Genomic DNA, 15874 nt, shown 5'->3' with positions numbered 1-15874 from the left:
GGATTCGCGAAATGTTCTGACAGTGCAGAATTCACGGCCATTACCCAATGTCATCGCCTGCGAAAAGTTCGGTCGGACGGCGACCGGTTTCGGAGCCGAATCCGGCTCGCCGATTCAACCGACAAGGATACAGATCCCCTGCACGGTTGCGTCCGAGGCCTCGACGGCTTCTCGACGAAGACGTTGTCGCAGTGCGCCACTTCGCCGGAGCATCCCCATCCGCCGCGCGGGTGGTGTCCCGTACCACCGCGAATGCCTTCGACCTGAGCCGCCCGGCGGCCGCGGCTTCCAGTAGACCAGGCAAGCTTCGCCGTCGGCACCCGCCCCGGGCAAGCCATCATGACCGGCCGCGCCGACGAGCTGATCGAGAAGGTCGCCCTCGCCCACGAAGTGCTGGGCATCGACCGATTCTTCGGGCAGGCAGATTGGGGCGGAATGCCCCGCACTCTCGTCGAGGAATCGATCGCCCGCCTCGCGACCGAGATCGCACCCCGCCATCCGAAACGCAATGAAACTGAACAGAAAAGCGCAACACGATGAACGTCACCGTATTCGGCGCAACCGGACAACTGGTGGTGCAGGACCTGCAGAGCGCGCGACGATGGTCACTGCGCACTGAAGAGTATGCGGTGGATTTCCTCGCCGGTCTTACTGTCAGGATTGGCGGCGGCGGTGACGGAACCGGCCGGTACTCCGTCCAGCCTGGTTTTCGGCTGGCCGACCTCCGCTTGTGGGTCGAAGAATAGCCGGTCGTCTACCTCGTGCCTACTGTTCACAGTGCTCCTTAGCTTTGTCGTCATTGCCTGTGGCACGCGGCCACACCCACGATTCACGCCGGTTTCCCCGGGTCCTGCCGCTATAGAGTCCGCGCGAGGCAAGTCGATGGTCCATTCCGAGGACACCTTGTGCGCTGCTCAGATACTCCAACACCGATACGAGCGCCCGGTGTTCCGGGATCGCCGACCGCCGGGGTGAAGAAACCGACCGGCGTGTACTCCACTGTACGACTCCGGCGAAAAAGACTCGCGCCCAGCACCGGTGAGCGATGACCGAAAGCCCCGGTTCTTCACACATCCATCCAACAATTTGGACCGTACGTCGGCCGACCGACGCGACTGTCCACAGACATGCGACACGTGCTCGGCATGGCAGTCGGGTAGAGCATGCATCGCATGCGATGCATGCTCTACGACGTCGCACCACAAGGACATGATTCATCACGCGCCGTAAGGGCGAAATCGGAAATTCAATTATTCTGCTCAGCAACGTCTTTCACCTCTTGCGATGGAACTGTGCAACTAAGCCGTGATCCCCGCTGTCGGTCATCGCTGCATTTCACGATCGGCCGGATGGTACTCGAAGAGAATTTTGTGGTGCACATCCGCACCGGTCTCAGCTGATCTGCGGATTCGTGTCGAATCGGCGAGCGGCGGCGGCAAGCGTGAACTGCCATATGACCACCGATCGGCATGGCCCGGAGCACACTGCGTTCGGCCGACGGCACCGAGCGTGGGACCGCTGCGGGTATTCGCCGACGGTCGTGGAGACGGCACGTCCGGGTCAGGGATCGGTCGCACGGAGGAACCCATGCGAGCCGCATATGCTCCTGCCGTTGTGAGGGTCTCGGCCGTGGCAGATCGCACGCCCGGCAGGAGCGGCGACGGTTGCCGTGACCGGGCACGTAGTTGTCACAGCCAGGCGAGTGCGGCGACGACGAGGGCCTCGGTGCCGGTGTCGAGGGTGGGTTGGATCACCGGGGCGAAGGTCGCCGAATGGTTGACCGGAACGTCCTGCGACACGCGTCCGGCCTGCTCGGCGGTGCGGTAGGTGTCGGGGTCGATGCCGCCGACACCCCAATACGTGTACGGCACACCGAGGGCGGTGGGAATGTCACTGAAGTCCTCGCTCGCGGTCTGCTGCGGCATCGCGGTGCTGCGGTCGCCGAAGTGCGCGCCGAACGCGTCCGCGACGCGGGCGGTGGTGTCGGGGTCGTTGATGGTCACCGGGAACCGGTCGAACAACTCGAACTCCGGGTCTTTCGGTGACCGCGAGGCGTGGCATTCGGCGACCACGATCCGGCGGATGGCGCCCAAGATCGCGGTGCGGGTTGCGTCACCGTAGGTCCTGACGTTGAGCTGGATGACCGCATGGTCGGCGATGACGTTGCTCTTGGTTCCGGCGGCGATGCTGCCGACGGTGAGCACCGCCGCCTCCCCCGGCGCGGTCTCCCGCGAGATGACGGTCTGCAACCGGATCACGATCATCGCGGCCAGCACCACCGGGTCGACCGTGGCCTGCGGCATGGAGCCGTGCCCGCCGCGGCCGTGGACGGTGATCCGCATGCTGTCGGCCGCGGACAGCACCGGCCCCGGATGGGTGCCGACGACCCCGGCCGGGGCGGGCAGCACGTGCTGGGCCAGCGCGACATCGACCTTCGGGAGCAGCTCACCCAGACGGTCGTCGATCATCGTCCGGGCGCCGTCGCCCACCTCCTCGGCCGGTTGGAACAGGGTGATCAGGGTGCCGCTCCAGTGCTCGGCGGCGTCGGCGAGCAGCTGCGCGGCGCCGAGCAGGCAGGCGACGTGCACGTCGTGGCCGCAGGCGTGCATCACCGGCACCTCGTTCCCGGCCGCATCGGCCACCGTTACGGTGCTGGCGTAGGACAGACCGGTCGCCTCCCGGATGGGCAGAGCGTCCATGTCCGCCCGCAGCAGCACGGCCGGGCCGTCCCCGTTGGCCAGCACCCCGACCACGCCGGTGCCGCCGACACCCTCATGCACCGAAAACCCGGCGGCGCGGAGCCGCCCCGCGACGAGGCCGGCGGTGCGGCGCTCCTGGTGCGAGAGTTCCGGATGCTGGTGCAGGTCCCGGTAGAGCTCCTCCTGCCAACCCCGGATGCCGGCCAGTCCGGTCAGCACGGTCACGCCGCGTGAGGTCGTTGCCATCACTCCTCCTTCCGTCGGCGACGCCGGAAACGGTCGGGCCGCCGCCGCCACGCGATCTGTTCCGGCAGGATCCAGTCCCACCAGCGCGCGAACACACATAGCACCGCACGCCCCGGACGCCGTTGCGACGACCAGCCCTGCCTGCGGATACCCGGAATCCCATGCGGGCACCAGTGTGCCACTGGTATCAGCGCGCACGTCGCAAACCGGATGGTGAGTATCGCCGGCATCCGGCTCCCATCACATGCGACACCCCCACCGACCGCGGCCACCGCGCCCAACACAGCATTACCGGCAGTCAGCCCAACGCTTTTCGTGCCCGCTCCTCGCGTCGGAGCCCCTGCCCCGGGTGGGCATGCGAAATCGCTGGGAGGACTGTCCACCAGCTCAATCACGGGCCTCGAGGATCGCGGCCTGAAACCGGGCCGAGCGGGGTGGGCAACTATCGGTCTCCGGCCGGATCGTCCGATCCGTCAGGTCGGCGGTGTCCGGGCGGGCGCGGTGCATGCAGGTCGAAGCGCACACCGAGCATCCGAATGACGAAGCACACCGCCGCCGCACCCAGTGCCGTGACCAGGCCGTCGTGACCGACACTGTGCGCAGCGGCGATCCCGGCCGCCCCGGTCAAGGCCGGAATCGCATAGAGCTCGCTCCGCAGCACCGTCGGGATCCGTCCGATCATCATGTCGCGGATAGTCCCACCGCCGACGCCCGTGATCGCGCCGACGATGACCGCCTGCACCACCCCGAAACCGAGTTCCAGCGCCTTGTGCGCCCCGAGGACCGCGAACACACTCAAACCGACGGCATCCAGCACGGTAATCGGCATCGCCAACCGCTCCAACCGAAAACTGAGACCGAACGCGATCAACGCCCCGGCCGCGGCCACGGCCAGATACCGCAGATCGATAAACGTTGCCGGCGGAAGGGCATCGAGCAACAAATCGCGCACCGTGCCACCACCGAGGGCAGTGACCATGCCGAGCGTGATCACGCCAACGATATCGAGCCGGGCGGCGCGCACCGCGGTCAACGCACCATTCAATGCGAACGCGAACGTTCCCGCCAGATCCAGCACGAACAACAGCGGCGGTTCGGTTGCCATGGCTAAATGTCTACCGCATCCAGTGCACGCTCCACCCCCTCATCGACGATGGCACCCGATGGACGTTCGCCGCCGGGGTGGCGCTCGGCTTCCCGCCGGCCGAACCCGATTGTCGGACTGGTCATCACCGTGGTGATCCTGGCGGACCACCATGCGGGATGTGTTTCGCCGGTTGACGGACGAGGTCGATCCCCACTCGTCGACGCCGCCGAAGGATCGCTGTCCGCCGAAGCCGGGGTGCGGAGCGTGCGTGTGTGCGGATGCGATGGATCGGACACCGCCTGCACGCGGACGTCGAACTCGATACGGGCCTCGCCGAGGCGCACCGGGTTGGCGCACGAGGTCGCATACTCCCTCACCCCCGCGGTGCCGAAATTGTCCACCGCACTCGTCCAAGCCAGCACACCAGTCCGTCTCCGCCTGCACCGTCCCTCTGCAGAACGCTCCGTCGCCCGCAACATCCCCGCTGCGCACGTGTGACTGTGCCCGGATGGTGGACCTTGGGTTCGTGCGGTGATCGCAACACCACTGATCAAAGGGTGTTGCACATGGCGAAATATTCTCATCGGATGGTTCCGGAGATCTTTCAGACGTTCTGGTCGGGGATGGCGGCGGGTGAGTTCATCACGGGCGCGGCCGAGGCGGCCGGCTCGTATCGCAAACAGGGTGCTCGGTGGCTTGCGGCATGCGGTGGGGTGCGTCCCCGGCGTGGCCGCAACCTCAAGGGCCGATGTTTGACGTTCGCGGAACGGGAAGAGATCGCCATCGGCATCGCCGCAGGTCACACGCTTCGTGACATCGCAAAAACCCTGAACCGGAGTCCGTCGACAATCTCACGCGAGATCGCCCGCAATCGTGAACCGTCCGGGCGGTACCGAGCCAGATCGGCTCACGCAGCCGCCTACCATCGGGCCTCGCGGCCCAAACCGTCCAAGCTCGCCACCAATCCGTCGCTGCGCGAGACGGTCGAGAAATCCCTGACAGAGCGCCATTCACCCGAGCAGATCGCGGGCCGCCTCCGACTCGATTTCCCCGACGATCCACAGATGCGGGTGAGCACCGAGACCATCTACCAATCGCTCTACCAACCCTCCCGCGGCGGACTCGAACACACCCTCACCCGATCGTTGCGGACCGGACGTGGGCTGCGCCGACCCAGTCGGAAGGCCGGCCAGCGCAAGAATCGGATCCCCGACATGGCCAATATTGCGGACCGCCCCAAAGACGTGAAAGACCGTGCAGTACCGGGACATTGGGAGGGTGACCTCATTGTCGGCAAACGGAATCTGAGCGCGATCGGCACACTCGTCGAACGTTCGACCGGCACCGTCATGCTCGTTCATCTGCCCGATGGATACAAGCCCGAGCAGACCGCGCCCGCGTTGACCGAACAGCTCGAGACGCTGCCCACGAGCCTGCGCCAGACCCTGACGTGGGACCAGGGTTCGGAGATGCGGGACTGGAAGAGCGTCAGCGCGGCCACCGGGATCGACATCTACTTCTGTGATCCACACGCACCCTGGCAGCGCGGGACCAACGAGAATACGAACGGCATTCTCCGTCAGTACTTCCCCAAATGTTCGGACCTGAGTGTGCACTCGAAAGCAGACCTGGAGTGGGTCTCACGGCAACTCAATGAGCGCCCCCGGAAACGGCTAGAATTTCGCACACCCATCGAAGAGATGGAACGACTGCTGTTGCGATGACAGCCAGAATCCGCCGGACGTTTACCGTGACTCGGGATGGTCGCCGATCGCGTGAGAAATGCGCTCTGTCTCACAGACGGTTCGCCATCCACATCCGATCGGACAGCCTGGGCTAGCGCGGGTGCGTTGACAGTGCTTCGCCGGCAGGCCTACGTTCATATGACAGCCAGCTTCTTCGCCCAGTTCAGGGGGTAATTCTGATGCTGCGAAGCGTCGGTGCATGTGTCGCCGCTGCAGGCGTGCTCGTCCTGGGCGGCTGCTCGGACTCGTCGACGTCGAATAGTCCGGCGTCATCGTCGGCTCCGAGCGAATCGGCCTCGGGACATGCCCTGCCGGCGATCACGCTCGCGACCATGCCGACCGGGACCGCCACCTTGAGTTGGGACCCGAACACGCGGCTGATCACCGCGACGGTCGACATGTACGGCTTCACTCCGAGCAGCAGCCACGCCATGCATATCCACCCGGGGACCTGCACCGACCAGAGCCAACCGCCGTCGGTGCCCTTTCCCGACCTCGTCGCGGACGCCAGCGGGGTGGTCAAGCAAAGCGTGGTGAGCGCCGCGGTCCCGGACGGGATCCCGACCGGGGCGTACCTGAACATTCACCTCGCCCCGATGGCGGAGCTCGGAGCACCCACCGATGTGAGTTTCACACCCATTGCGTGCGCGGACATCCCCGCGGGCACCCCGACGGCGGGTCCGGTGACGCTGAACGCTCAGGCCCCGGCGCGGCAGGACCGTACCCCGCAGGGCACGGCCACCCTGACCTACGACAGCACCCAGCACACTCTCGGCGTCGAGGTGAAAGCCACCGGGCTACAACCTGATAGCGGACATGCCGTGCACGTGCACTCCGGCTCGTGCGCCGCACAGGGGGACGTCGTCTATCCGGTGCCGGACCTGCAGGCCGACGGTGCAGGTGAGGCAACCACCACGACCACCATCGACAACGTCGGCACCCCTCCGCCCGCCACAGGCTGGTACGTGAACGTGCACATGGGACCGATGAGTCAGATCCTCAACGGCAGCACCCCAACCCTACTGTTCGCCCCGATCCTCTGCGGGGACGTCACGGAATAGGTGCGCGAACGCGGCCAGCCGAGCACGAAGGATGCGAGCGGACGAATCGGGTCCGACTCCCAACACTTATCGAATTATCGCGCCCATACCCGTCCCGAACATTGCCGTTCCTTCCACACCACACGAGCCCATCACGGGTGCCGCGCATTAATCACCGGCCGACCGGATCCACGGGCAAACCAATCCACGGTCGGCTCTATCGCCGAACTGCCACCTGATGTTTCACTCCGCAACCACCGGCACCGGCGGAGGACCCCACGTCATCTCAGCCCTACACGTCGGGCATCGGGAACTTCCACACGGCCACGACCATCACACCCACGACCAATCCGGCACAAAGAATAGCGCCAACCACGTTGACACGCAACGCATTCAGCCGATTGGCGCCCAGGTTCTCGGTGATCCGTGCCATCACAACTCTTCCTTCACGTGCAGGGGTTTCGACTGCCACGTCGATGACGGTGCACCACATACAGTGGACCGATTTCGGCACCTGCACATCGGCCGAAAAACCGACACCCATACCCGTATCTGGTCTGGTCTGGAGGTTTGGGTCGACTCAGGGTTGCAACCAAACATCCCCGAGCGCCAGGCTTCTCCCGCAAAGATTCGCCGTGTTCTACGTCACACCGGCGGTGTCTGAACTACGCCACCCAAGCATTTCGCTGCCCCAGCACAGATCAGGCGGGGGCCACCGGCCGGCCACAAGCGGGGACCGACGGGCCGTTGACCGTCAGCGACAACGGTAGGCGAGCAACTGTCCCCACAACCCTCGGTTGCGCGGACAACTCCGAAGCCTTCCAGACCCTCTACTGCACAGTAGAATCGGCTAACACCGCAGGATCCTCACCCGATCAATCGATGCCGAAGTCCGCGGACGCTGCTGTGGCGAAGCAGAACACACCGGTCCGGCACCGCAGACACACCGTTTGCTGACACGCGTCGATCGCGACTGGGCAGTGGTACCGGATCGTGCATCCCCGCAGAAAGCATCGAAATCACACCTACTGGTCGGTAATTCGGGGGTGTAGGAAATTGTGCGATGGATCGATCACACTCCCCGGACTTCCACGCTCCGGCTCACGAAAATCAGTGATGCGCCGCTCGTCGTACGTGCAGGTTGACCGTGTAGCGCCCCTGCCAGCTGATACCCCTCGTTGGCGGGGGCTGCGCTTGGCTGCGCCACAACACATTAACCGGCGTCACCACCCCTCCCCCACACCCCTTCGCGCCGCGACTGTTGGCCAACGTTCCCGGCCACGGTGCGAGTCACTCTCGCCCCCGATCATGTCCTGATCATCGCTGCGCGCGTACCGCCGCGCGTCGACACCGCACCCTTCGCCGGTCGGGTCAGGATGCAGACCCATCGGTGCATCCGAGACCGGCAGCCCGATACGGGCACGAGCAAGGCGAACTCCTCCGTCCACCAACGCCGGTCGTCCGTGTTCGGTACGCCATCTGCTGCACCGATACCGGCATCCGGTCGGCACAGCAGATCTCTGCACGGCTGTCACACCTTGGGGACGGGTCCCCCGGAAGGGTGGAGGAGTATGGACTCGCATCGCTGGCTTACTGTGTTCACGGTGGGAATCGAACGAGTGTCACTGGAGCTGCCGGCCGACTCGCCTCCAGAAGACGTTGAGGCGCAGGCCGTCACTCAGTTGCGGTCCCAGGGCATCCGCGACTGGTCCGATCTGTCCCTCCAGACGATCCTGACCACCGATGAGCCCGGCATCAGCCGGTACACCTTCACCTACTGGATCGACGACGACCACCGCCACTGAGCCAGTTGAAGCGACACCACTTCTCGCGCACGATCGATCCGCGGCACACCTGGCACGGGGGGCCCACCTTCGACAGCGCCTAGGTAGCTAGACCCACCACGATCCATCGGCGAGCTCCGAGCACCTGCAATACCGGACGGGGATGTCAGTCTCCACTCTCATCTGCGTTCGAGGCCTCGATGGTGTCAGTGACGCGATGCGACAACGTCTTCGTCGAGAAATCCCTTCAATCCGCCACTGAAGACATCGTTGTCATCGCCGGCGACCATATGGCCGGCCCCGGTGACATCAATCAGCTTGGCAGTCGGGATCAGCTCGAGCAGCTCCTTGGCGCCTTCCTCGCTGACCACATGGGATTGCGAGCCACGAACGAGCATCGTGGGAACGGTGATCGCCGCGGCGGCGTCCCGAGCGCGTTCGTATCGCACGATCGAGTCAACTTGGCGAGTGGGTTCGTCGCCCTGGCGAAGGAACTCCGGATCCCAATGCCAGAACCAGCGGCCCTCACGCAGGCGGAGGTTCTTGCGCAACCCCTGCGGGTTGGGCTTGCGGACACGGTTCGGGGTATACGCCGCAATCGCCGCTGCAGCGTCGTCGAGGCTCTCGAAACCCTCGAGGCCACTGCGCATGAACGCCATGATCTCCGCGGTGCCGGCGGCTTCGACCTTCGGTGCGATATCGACCAAAACCAGACCGCGAGCGAGCTCCGGGTTCTCCCCCTGCCCGATCAACGACGTCATACCGCCCATCGAGGCACCGACGAGCACCGGCTTCTCCCCCAGTTCGCCGATGACCGATGCCAGGTCGGCGACCAACGCATCGATGCCGTAGTCCCCGTCCGGCGCCCACTGACTGTCCCCATGCCCACGCGCATCCAGAGCGATGGCGGACCAGCCATCCGACGCGAGGCTGCGACCGGTGTTACGCCAGAAATGCCGGGTCTGCCCGCCCCCGTGCAGCAACAGCACCAAACCTTTTCTGTCGACGCCCGATCCGCCGGCACCCTATGCCGGTGGATCCCACCGGTCGGCGGCAAGCGTGACACCGGCACCGCGGAATTCGGGCTGTGTGACTACGGGATGATCCATGGAGTCCTCACCAACATTATCGAATTTGAGCATTTACCATCGTGTCGCACCACGCGGTGAACACTGATTCACCCCGCACTCGTCGCATGACGTACCGACATAGGTCCGACACGTTTTCGGCCGCCCGTCCAGCGCGACGGTCTCTTCTTCAAGCGCGGCTGCACGGCGCGGGGTCGCCGACCTCGACGTCCTACGGGCCGTGGCAGAGGCGAAAGCTGCCAAGACCACACAACGGGTGATCCATGAGCACATCGAACCGCCTCTCGCCGGCACAGTGAATGGGCCACTGGCGGCGCCATCTTCGATGGCCGCACACTGGAAGTGAGGGGCCGAAACTATCGAGTCTGTAGTAGTTCCTTGATGTGCGCGACGTGCTCGGCGTTCATCGGCGGCGCATCGAGCGTCTCCGCGCCGGGCCGCAATCCCGCGATCATCACGGCCAAAATTCTCCGCCAGCCGGTATCGGTAACACCACGGGTCGTCGCGACGACCCCGCGCAGGGACCAAAGGATCAACTCCAGGTCGGCGACGGTGGCATCCTCACGGATGCGGCCGTGCCGCTTGGCTTGCGCCAGCAAGTCGACAAGGATCTGTCGAAATTGATGCTTCAGTACTTCGGTCTCGTCGTCGTTCCACATGCGAGACAAACATCCACGGTGCGACGCCAGGATGGCACCGCTGCCGTAGAGGACCTGCTCCAGACCTTCGCCATCCGGCGCGGAAAGGGCCTCTTCGGCCAGGGCCACGAAGTCCTCGAGTACCTGTCGAACGAGCTCACTGATCAGTGCATCCTTGGTAGGGAACCGGCGGTACAGGGTGCCGATGCCCACGCCGGCAACCCGGGCGATCTCGTCGACACCCACATCCAGGCCACGCGCACTGAACACGGTCGCTGCCGCATCGAGTAACCGTTGCCGATTCTCCGCGGCGTCGCGGCGCAGCGCCTTCTCGCTCCCCTGAACGCTCACGTCGGACCTCATTCGGATTTGTCGCCCACCAGTGTGCCCCCGGCGACCATCGCGAGCTCCGCGTGTCGCAGCTCGGGCGACTCTTCGAGATTCGTGGTGTCGTCCCGCTTCATTGCCGGGATGAACAGGGCCGCAACGGCACCGAGGCCCACTGCGACGCCCAGCATGAGAAATCCGTTGGTGTAGCCGGATTCCTGCGGAACCCCCTCGGAGGACGCCCCGGCGGTGACGACGCTGGCCATGAATGCAGCGCCCAGCGAGCCGCCGATCGTGCGGATGTTCGCGTTCATACCGCTCGCGACACCGGTCTGTTCCGGCGGCACCGCTGCGACGACAACATTCGACATCGCCGAGAAGGCCAGGCCGAAACCGATCCCGACCAAGGACATGGCGACGTAGATGTCCACCTCGGTCTCATGCAGAAGCGCCACCACGAAGTAACCGATCGCACCCACGATCGACCCTGCGATCAGTAGGTTCTTCGAACCCAGTCGAGCCGCGAGGCGGCCGGAGGCGAGTCCGAGCAGGAACATGCCCACGCTGACGGGCAGCAGCATCAGACCCGACTCGGTAAGCGAAACACCAAAGCCATAGCCGGCTGACGCGGGTGTCTGCAGAAACTGCGGCAGGAAGCCGAACGCGGCGTACATGCCGACCCCCATCAGCAGCGCCAACAGGTTGGCGGCCCAGACGCTGCGGATTCGCATCATCTTCATGTCGATCAGCGGGTTGGCCGATCGCGATTCCACCGCCACCCAGACCGCCACGATGACCGCGGCAGCCACCAGCAGCCCAACGATGATGGGAGAACCCCACCCCCACGCGGGTGCCTGGCTCACCCCGAGCAACAACGCGACCAGCCACCCGGACAGCAGCAGCGCGGTGAGCCAGTTGATCTTCCCGGCAGTGCGAACGGGTGACTCGGGTATCAGGATCTGCGCGGCCAACCCCGCCAGCACGACCATGATCAGCGGAATCCAGAAGAGCCAGTGGTAACTCAGCACGGTCACGATCGGACCGGCAAGGACGATACCGAGACCTGCGCCGACGGCGGTGAGCGCGGCGATGACGCCAACCGCTCCGACCACCTTCTCCTCCGGGAACTCGTCGCGGATGATGCCGAACGCCAAGGGCAGTACACCGCCACCGATTCCCTGGATCACCCGCGCGGCGATCATCACCGACAGCGACGTGGCCAGCGCCGCGAGCAGAGAACCCGCCGCCAGTGCGACGAGTGCAACCACGAACACACGCTTCTTCCCGTGCATGTCACCGAGGCGTCCCATGACCGGGGTGAAGATCGACGCCGACAGCAGGTAGGCAGTCAACACCCACGTGACATTCGTCTGAGTAGTGCCCAGCACCGACTCGAGGGTCGGCAACACCGGCATCACCAGCGACTGCAAAAGGGCAAAGGCACCGACACCGATGGTGAGAACGGCAAAAGTCCGCTGATAGTGCGTCCGCAACGAAGCGGTCTTCATGAATACTCCCAACCAAACGGAGCGCTCACTCCGCATGCAGGGAAACTTAGCAGTCCTAATCGAGATACGCCTGGTCCGAGATCAGCATCACATGACGATCGCCTCGCACATGAGAGCTTTCATCGACTGCGACCTGACCACTTCCACGGAATTGCATGAACACCGCGTTCCCCGAAAACTCGCCTGCTGCAGCCGGTGTCCCACGGATCGACCCGTACCCACCTGCCGGTGTCCTGGCGCCGCTCCCACCTGGGCTTTCCGCGTCGGGTCTCGTCGATACCGAGGACCCGCACCGGGCCGGCTCGGTCAGCAGCGCCTCGGCGTGTTCGACGAACGCGCGGTGCGCCGTCGGCCACGACACACCGTGGGCGGCGGCGACCTCGGCGACGGAGCGGGCGGCGTCGCCGACCGCCGTCCCGATCTGGGTGCGCAGCCGGCCGGTGGTGCGGGCCCGGGCCGGGATCTGCTCGATCGCCTCGGTGAATGATCCGCGAGTGCAGTAATCCTCCCGGCGTCTCCATCGTATTTTATTCCACCGCACCAGTATTCGATCTACCCCGTAAGGGATGTCCTTCGGTCTGGTGGACACACGCTCCTTGACGGAGGTCGAGAAGACGCCGCACGATGGGCACGCCGCCGCAGTGTCCTCGTCGGTCATCAACTCCACCAGCCGGGTGCCGCCGGGTTCCCGGGACACGCTGATCACCCGTACTCCTGGCAGCCCAAACAACACTGTCGTACTCTCGGTCACGCCCTTGGTCCTTCTGCAGTCGGAATGTGTCGCAACATCCAGACTTCAGGGAGACCAAGGGCCCTCAGCAGATCGACGCGCCGAATACCCTCAAATCCCTGGTTGCCCGCTCAAGATTGAAGAGCCACTAAAACCGCGGGCTCGCCTCCGGGGCGCGCCACGCGCACCCGATGTCGAATTCGCCGAAGTGGCGCAGCCGCGGCACCAGCTCGCCCAGGATCGGGGCCAGCCTCTTACCGGCATGCCCAGCACCACCCAGCAGAAGACCAGCGCGGCAATGACGTTCGGACCGTATGTCGGTGGTCGCGGGACGCGCGGCTTGACGATCCGCGGTGTGCACGCCTGGGCGAGTGCCTTGCGGGCATGTTTGCGATGCCACCCGGTGGTGGCGCACAGCTCGTCGAGGATCCGGCCCTTCCCGGACTTGTCGGCCCGCCGGTAACGCGTCGCGACCGTCTTCGTCACAGCCTTGCGTTGCCTCATCGTCAGTCCCATCGTCCGGGCCTATCCGACAACCCATCCTCGGGCCGGGTAGGCGCGCCGTACGCGCGCATTCTCAGTTGAGGCAACGAATAGGGTTACGCGCGCATTTTTCGTGAGTCACGCGGGTGCTGTCGCACCGCATGGAAGCAGGGCTACCATGTGTGTACTATGGAATTCTGATTCGGAATATTAGAATCTAGTTCGAAATTCGGGCAACTCAGTACGCTACTGGGAAGTGGGTTCAAAAATGAAGGCCATAGTCGTGTCGTCGCTGGGCCCCGCTGAGGTTCTCAAGCCCAGTGAGGTGCCAGACCCCGCACCGGGTGCCGGCGAGCTGCTCGTGCGGCTCGCTGCGGCCGGCGTCAACTTCATGGACGTGCGCCAGCGCAGGGGCGACATCATCCACCGACCGGTTCCGTTCGTTCCTGGCTGGGAAGGAAGCGGCACCGTTGTCGAGGTCGGGCCAGGCACCTCGGACTTCTCACCCGGTGACCGGGTCGCCTGGAACTTTGCCGGGTCCAGCTACGCGGAGCGGGTCGTGGTCCGGGCCGATGCGGCCGTTCCCATTCCCGACGGGGTCGACGACCTGGCCGCCGCGGCCATCATGACGCAGGGGCTCACGAGCCATCACCTGGCCACACTCGCCACCCGCCTGCTGCCTCAGCCTGGTCGGGTGTTGGTCCACGCGGCGGCCGGCGGGGTGGGGTCCCTGCTGACCCAGATGCTCTCGCGACAGGGCCACCACGTGATCGGGACGGTCTCCTCACCCGCCAAGGTCCCCGCTGCCTCGTTCGGCGCCACCGAGGTCGTCGTCACGAGCGCGCCGAATGTCGAGGAGGAGTTGGTCCAGCGTTTCGGTGAAGGCGAGTTCGACGCGATCTATGACGGCGTCGGCGCCGACACGATGGGGGCGAGCTTGCGCCTGGTCCGGCGTGAAGGCCTGGTCGTCTACTACGGCCAGGCGAGCGGCCCCGTCCCGCCGGTGGATCTGTGGGACCTGCCCAAGAGCATTCTGGTGACCAAGCCGGTCGTGCTCGACCACGTCGCGACCCGCGACCGGCTGCTGGATGTCAGCCGCGAGCTGTTCGCGTGGATTGCCGAAGGCACGCTGACCCCGCAGATCAGCACGACGTATCCCCTGGAGAAGGCCGCGGACGCGCATGCCGCTCTCGAGTCGCGATCGAGCACGGGGAAGCTCCTGCTGGTCCCCGGGCAGTGACGACGGGGTCCCCCGGCCGCGGCGAGCTCTGTCGCGGCCGGGGGACCAGCTCAGCGCTGGCTTGCCGCGCTGGCGTAGAGGTAAGGTGCCGCCGCGTCGAGCGCGGGAACGAACCGTGATTGCATTCGTACCCCTGCTCGGCCGCCCAAACGCGGATCTCCTTGACGTTCCCGCGCCGTCGCACCGGGGCGTCCGGAACCACTGGACGATCCGAACGACGTTTGCGGCCACCGACCCGGGTGGCATGTTCGATGAAGAACCCGATCTGCTTGTGAAACCTGCTGGCGTGCTTGTCTTTCAAATCAATTTCGTAGTCCACCCCGTTGACGGAGAAGGATGTTCGCCCCGTCAACGCCGAAGATCGTTCCGTCGATGTCGTCGACCAGCTCGACAACTGCCTTGCGCGCCACAGTTCCCCGATCTCTCACGTCTTCTCGATACAGCACGCAGAACCCTACTGGCGCAGACACTCGACCTGTGGGACCAGCCCCCGGGAAGTGCCATTTACGCAGGTCACTTGCCGCTTGGACGGTACGGGCGCAGACGGGAGGCAGGTCCTATCGGGTGTGCACGGTGCCGACGAGTCCAAGGTGAAGGGGTGGGCACAGCGCGATGGACGGCAGGGCCGTGGGCACCTCCGGTCCCCACACGGCAAAGTCCATATAGGGGAATCCGCCGAGCAGATGGCACACCACCTCCACCTGATGGGTGTTCACCGAACCCGGTGCACACGTGGACAGTCCGCCAATGATGAAACTCTGCATTTCGCACCCACCCGGAAGGGGCGGTGCTGCGTGTGCGGGTGCCACGGTCAGGGACAGGGGCGGCCGCCGCCGTGGACGCGACGATGGCGAGGTGCAGAATCCGAGACATGGGATCCTCCACCCCTTGTGGCTGGCACTGTCTGCGGCGACCGACGGTTGCCCTGGTGCAAACAACGGGCACACTCGGGCCCGGACCGCGTGCACCAGGTGCGGATCGTCTCGTAGGTGACCTCGATCCCGCGGGCTGTCATCACAAGTTCGATCTCGCGGAAGAACGAGGTGAATCGGTGGTACAACCACACATGGTGGGAGATGATCTCCCGCGGGAACCGGAAACCCTTGTACGTCGATACCACCACATTATCCCAGATGATCCGGTCTCAACAACTTGACAGCACCGTCCAGAAGCCCTGCAGCGACGGTGATTTCCTGTTTCGCTGATCGAACAGCGGCGGCAGTCGCGCTGTTCGGAAGCTGAAGTAATCCGAGCTTTTC

The 15874-nt window shown here is 65.0% G+C and carries 14 protein-coding genes and 4 pseudogenes; 7 read left to right on the top strand and 11 right to left on the bottom strand.

What is annotated here, in order from left to right; all coding sequences use genetic code 11:
* Positions 1 to 339: 339 nt before the first annotated feature.
* Positions 340 to 540 (top strand): hypothetical protein, encoded by a 201-nt coding sequence (locus ACFWAY_RS16035; protein WP_378511204.1) that lies wholly within the window; start codon positions 340 to 342, stop codon positions 538 to 540.
* A complete protein-coding gene (locus ACFWAY_RS16030; protein WP_378511203.1) occupies positions 537 to 746 on the top strand; it encodes a hypothetical protein in 210 nt (69 codons plus the stop codon). The genes ACFWAY_RS16035 and ACFWAY_RS16030 overlap by 4 nt, the downstream gene beginning before the upstream one ends.
* Before the next feature lie 942 nt (positions 747 to 1688).
* Here ACFWAY_RS16030 and ACFWAY_RS16025 read toward each other — a convergent pair.
* Positions 1689 to 2945, bottom strand: coding sequence for an amidohydrolase (locus ACFWAY_RS16025; RefSeq protein WP_378511202.1), 1257 nt, complete (start codon positions 2943 to 2945; stop codon positions 1689 to 1691).
* Between the two features lie 442 nt (positions 2946 to 3387).
* Positions 3388 to 4050 carry a trimeric intracellular cation channel family protein gene (locus tag ACFWAY_RS16020; RefSeq protein WP_378511201.1) on the bottom strand — a complete coding sequence of 221 codons (663 nt, stop codon included), beginning with the start codon at positions 4048 to 4050 and terminating at the stop codon, positions 3388 to 3390.
* Positions 4051 to 4118: 68 nt separating this feature from the next.
* Between ACFWAY_RS16020 and ACFWAY_RS16015 the strand changes: the two are divergent.
* Positions 4119 to 4530: pseudogene (locus ACFWAY_RS16015) on the top strand (hypothetical protein); the annotation flags it as partial.
* A gap of 68 nt (positions 4531 to 4598) precedes the next feature.
* The gene (locus tag ACFWAY_RS16010) at positions 4599 to 5756 is read left to right on the top strand and encodes an IS30 family transposase (protein WP_378511200.1); all 1158 of its coding nucleotides are present in this window, start codon (positions 4599 to 4601) and stop codon (positions 5754 to 5756) included.
* 184 nt (positions 5757 to 5940) lie between these two features.
* Here the strand turns inward: ACFWAY_RS16010 and ACFWAY_RS16005 are convergent, their stop codons facing one another.
* Positions 5941 to 6210 carry a hypothetical protein gene (locus ACFWAY_RS16005; protein ID WP_378511199.1) on the bottom strand — a complete coding sequence of 90 codons (270 nt, stop codon included), beginning with the start codon at positions 6208 to 6210 and terminating at the stop codon, positions 5941 to 5943.
* On the opposite strand from ACFWAY_RS16005, the gene ACFWAY_RS16000 reads away from it, so the two are divergent.
* Positions 6209 to 6838 carry a CHRD domain-containing protein gene (locus ACFWAY_RS16000; protein ID WP_378511198.1) on the top strand — a complete coding sequence of 210 codons (630 nt, stop codon included), beginning with the start codon at positions 6209 to 6211 and terminating at the stop codon, positions 6836 to 6838. The genes ACFWAY_RS16005 and ACFWAY_RS16000 overlap by 2 nt on opposite strands.
* 271 nt (positions 6839 to 7109) lie before the next feature.
* Here the strand turns inward: ACFWAY_RS16000 and ACFWAY_RS15995 are convergent, their stop codons facing one another.
* Positions 7110 to 7361: a hypothetical protein gene (locus ACFWAY_RS15995; RefSeq protein WP_378511197.1), complete on the bottom strand. Its 252-nt coding sequence runs from the start codon at positions 7359 to 7361 to the stop codon at positions 7110 to 7112.
* 1060 nt (positions 7362 to 8421) lie between these two features.
* On the opposite strand from ACFWAY_RS15995, the gene ACFWAY_RS15990 reads away from it, so the two are divergent.
* Entirely contained in the window at positions 8422 to 8622 is a 201-nt protein-coding gene (locus ACFWAY_RS15990) for a hypothetical protein (RefSeq protein ID WP_378511196.1), read from the top strand.
* Between the two features lie 185 nt (positions 8623 to 8807).
* On the opposite strand, the pseudogene ACFWAY_RS15985 reads toward ACFWAY_RS15990, so the two are convergent.
* The 5 genes and pseudogenes from ACFWAY_RS15985 to ACFWAY_RS15965 all read right to left on the bottom strand — a co-directional run.
* Positions 8808 to 9710: pseudogene (locus ACFWAY_RS15985) on the bottom strand (alpha/beta fold hydrolase).
* A 335-nt stretch (positions 9711 to 10045) separates the two neighbouring features.
* The gene (locus ACFWAY_RS15980; protein ID WP_378511195.1) at positions 10046 to 10690 is read right to left on the bottom strand and encodes a TetR/AcrR family transcriptional regulator; all 645 of its coding nucleotides are present in this window, start codon (positions 10688 to 10690) and stop codon (positions 10046 to 10048) included.
* The gene (locus ACFWAY_RS15975) at positions 10687 to 12162 is read right to left on the bottom strand and encodes an MFS transporter (RefSeq protein WP_378511194.1); all 1476 of its coding nucleotides are present in this window, start codon (positions 12160 to 12162) and stop codon (positions 10687 to 10689) included. The genes ACFWAY_RS15980 and ACFWAY_RS15975 overlap by 4 nt, the downstream gene beginning before the upstream one ends.
* Positions 12163 to 12217: 55 nt before the next feature.
* Positions 12218 to 12913: a helix-turn-helix domain-containing protein gene (locus tag ACFWAY_RS15970; protein WP_378511193.1), complete on the bottom strand. Its 696-nt coding sequence runs from the start codon at positions 12911 to 12913 to the stop codon at positions 12218 to 12220.
* A 169-nt stretch (positions 12914 to 13082) separates the two neighbouring features.
* Positions 13083 to 13408: pseudogene (locus ACFWAY_RS15965) on the bottom strand (hypothetical protein); the annotation flags it as partial.
* 235 nt (positions 13409 to 13643) lie between these two features.
* Between ACFWAY_RS15965 and ACFWAY_RS15960 the strand changes: the two are divergent.
* Positions 13644 to 14615 carry a quinone oxidoreductase family protein gene (locus tag ACFWAY_RS15960; protein ID WP_378511192.1) on the top strand — a complete coding sequence of 324 codons (972 nt, stop codon included), beginning with the start codon at positions 13644 to 13646 and terminating at the stop codon, positions 14613 to 14615.
* A 124-nt stretch (positions 14616 to 14739) separates the two neighbouring features.
* Here the strand turns inward: ACFWAY_RS15960 and ACFWAY_RS15955 are convergent.
* Positions 14740 to 15025 (bottom strand): annotated as a pseudogene (locus ACFWAY_RS15955) (Lsr2 family protein); the annotation flags it as partial.
* 147 nt (positions 15026 to 15172) lie between these two features.
* Entirely contained in the window at positions 15173 to 15379 is a 207-nt protein-coding gene (locus ACFWAY_RS15950) for a hypothetical protein (protein ID WP_378511191.1), read from the bottom strand.
* Positions 15380 to 15874 lie beyond the last annotated feature (495 nt).

The sequence above is a fragment of the Rhodococcus sp. NPDC059968 genome (genome assembly GCF_042738615.1).
Classification (GTDB): Bacteria; Actinomycetota; Actinomycetes; order Mycobacteriales; family Mycobacteriaceae; genus Rhodococcus_F.
Note: the sequence above shows the minus strand (reverse complement) of the source record. Positions and strands in the feature narration are given on the sequence as shown.

What these genes read in the sequence shown, in the direction of transcription:
- ACFWAY_RS16035 (WP_378511204.1), top strand. Translation starts at nt 340, where the DNA reads ATGACCGGCCGCGCCGACGAGCTGATCGAGAAGGTCGCCCTCGCCCAC.
- ACFWAY_RS16030 (WP_378511203.1), top strand. Translation starts at nt 537, where the DNA reads ATGAACGTCACCGTATTCGGCGCAACCGGACAACTGGTGGTGCAGGAC.
- ACFWAY_RS16025 (WP_378511202.1), bottom strand. Translation starts at nt 2,945, where the DNA reads ATGGCAACGACCTCACGCGGCGTGACCGTGCTGACCGGACTGGCCGGC.
- ACFWAY_RS16020 (WP_378511201.1), bottom strand. Translation starts at nt 4,050, where the DNA reads ATGGCAACCGAACCGCCGCTGTTGTTCGTGCTGGATCTGGCGGGAACG.
- ACFWAY_RS16010 (WP_378511200.1), top strand. Translation starts at nt 4,599, where the DNA reads ATGGCGAAATATTCTCATCGGATGGTTCCGGAGATCTTTCAGACGTTC.
- ACFWAY_RS16000 (WP_378511198.1), top strand. Translation starts at nt 6,209, where the DNA reads ATGCATATCCACCCGGGGACCTGCACCGACCAGAGCCAACCGCCGTCG.
- ACFWAY_RS16005 (WP_378511199.1), bottom strand. Translation starts at nt 6,210, where the DNA reads ATGGCGTGGCTGCTGCTCGGAGTGAAGCCGTACATGTCGACCGTCGCG.
- ACFWAY_RS15995 (WP_378511197.1), bottom strand. Translation starts at nt 7,361, where the DNA reads ATGGGTGTCGGTTTTTCGGCCGATGTGCAGGTGCCGAAATCGGTCCAC.
- ACFWAY_RS15980 (WP_378511195.1), bottom strand. Translation starts at nt 10,690, where the DNA reads ATGAGGTCCGACGTGAGCGTTCAGGGGAGCGAGAAGGCGCTGCGCCGC.
- ACFWAY_RS15975 (WP_378511194.1), bottom strand. Translation starts at nt 12,162, where the DNA reads ATGAAGACCGCTTCGTTGCGGACGCACTATCAGCGGACTTTTGCCGTT.
- ACFWAY_RS15960 (WP_378511192.1), top strand. Translation starts at nt 13,644, where the DNA reads ATGAAGGCCATAGTCGTGTCGTCGCTGGGCCCCGCTGAGGTTCTCAAG.
- ACFWAY_RS15950 (WP_378511191.1), bottom strand. Translation starts at nt 15,379, where the DNA reads ATGCAGAGTTTCATCATTGGCGGACTGTCCACGTGTGCACCGGGTTCG.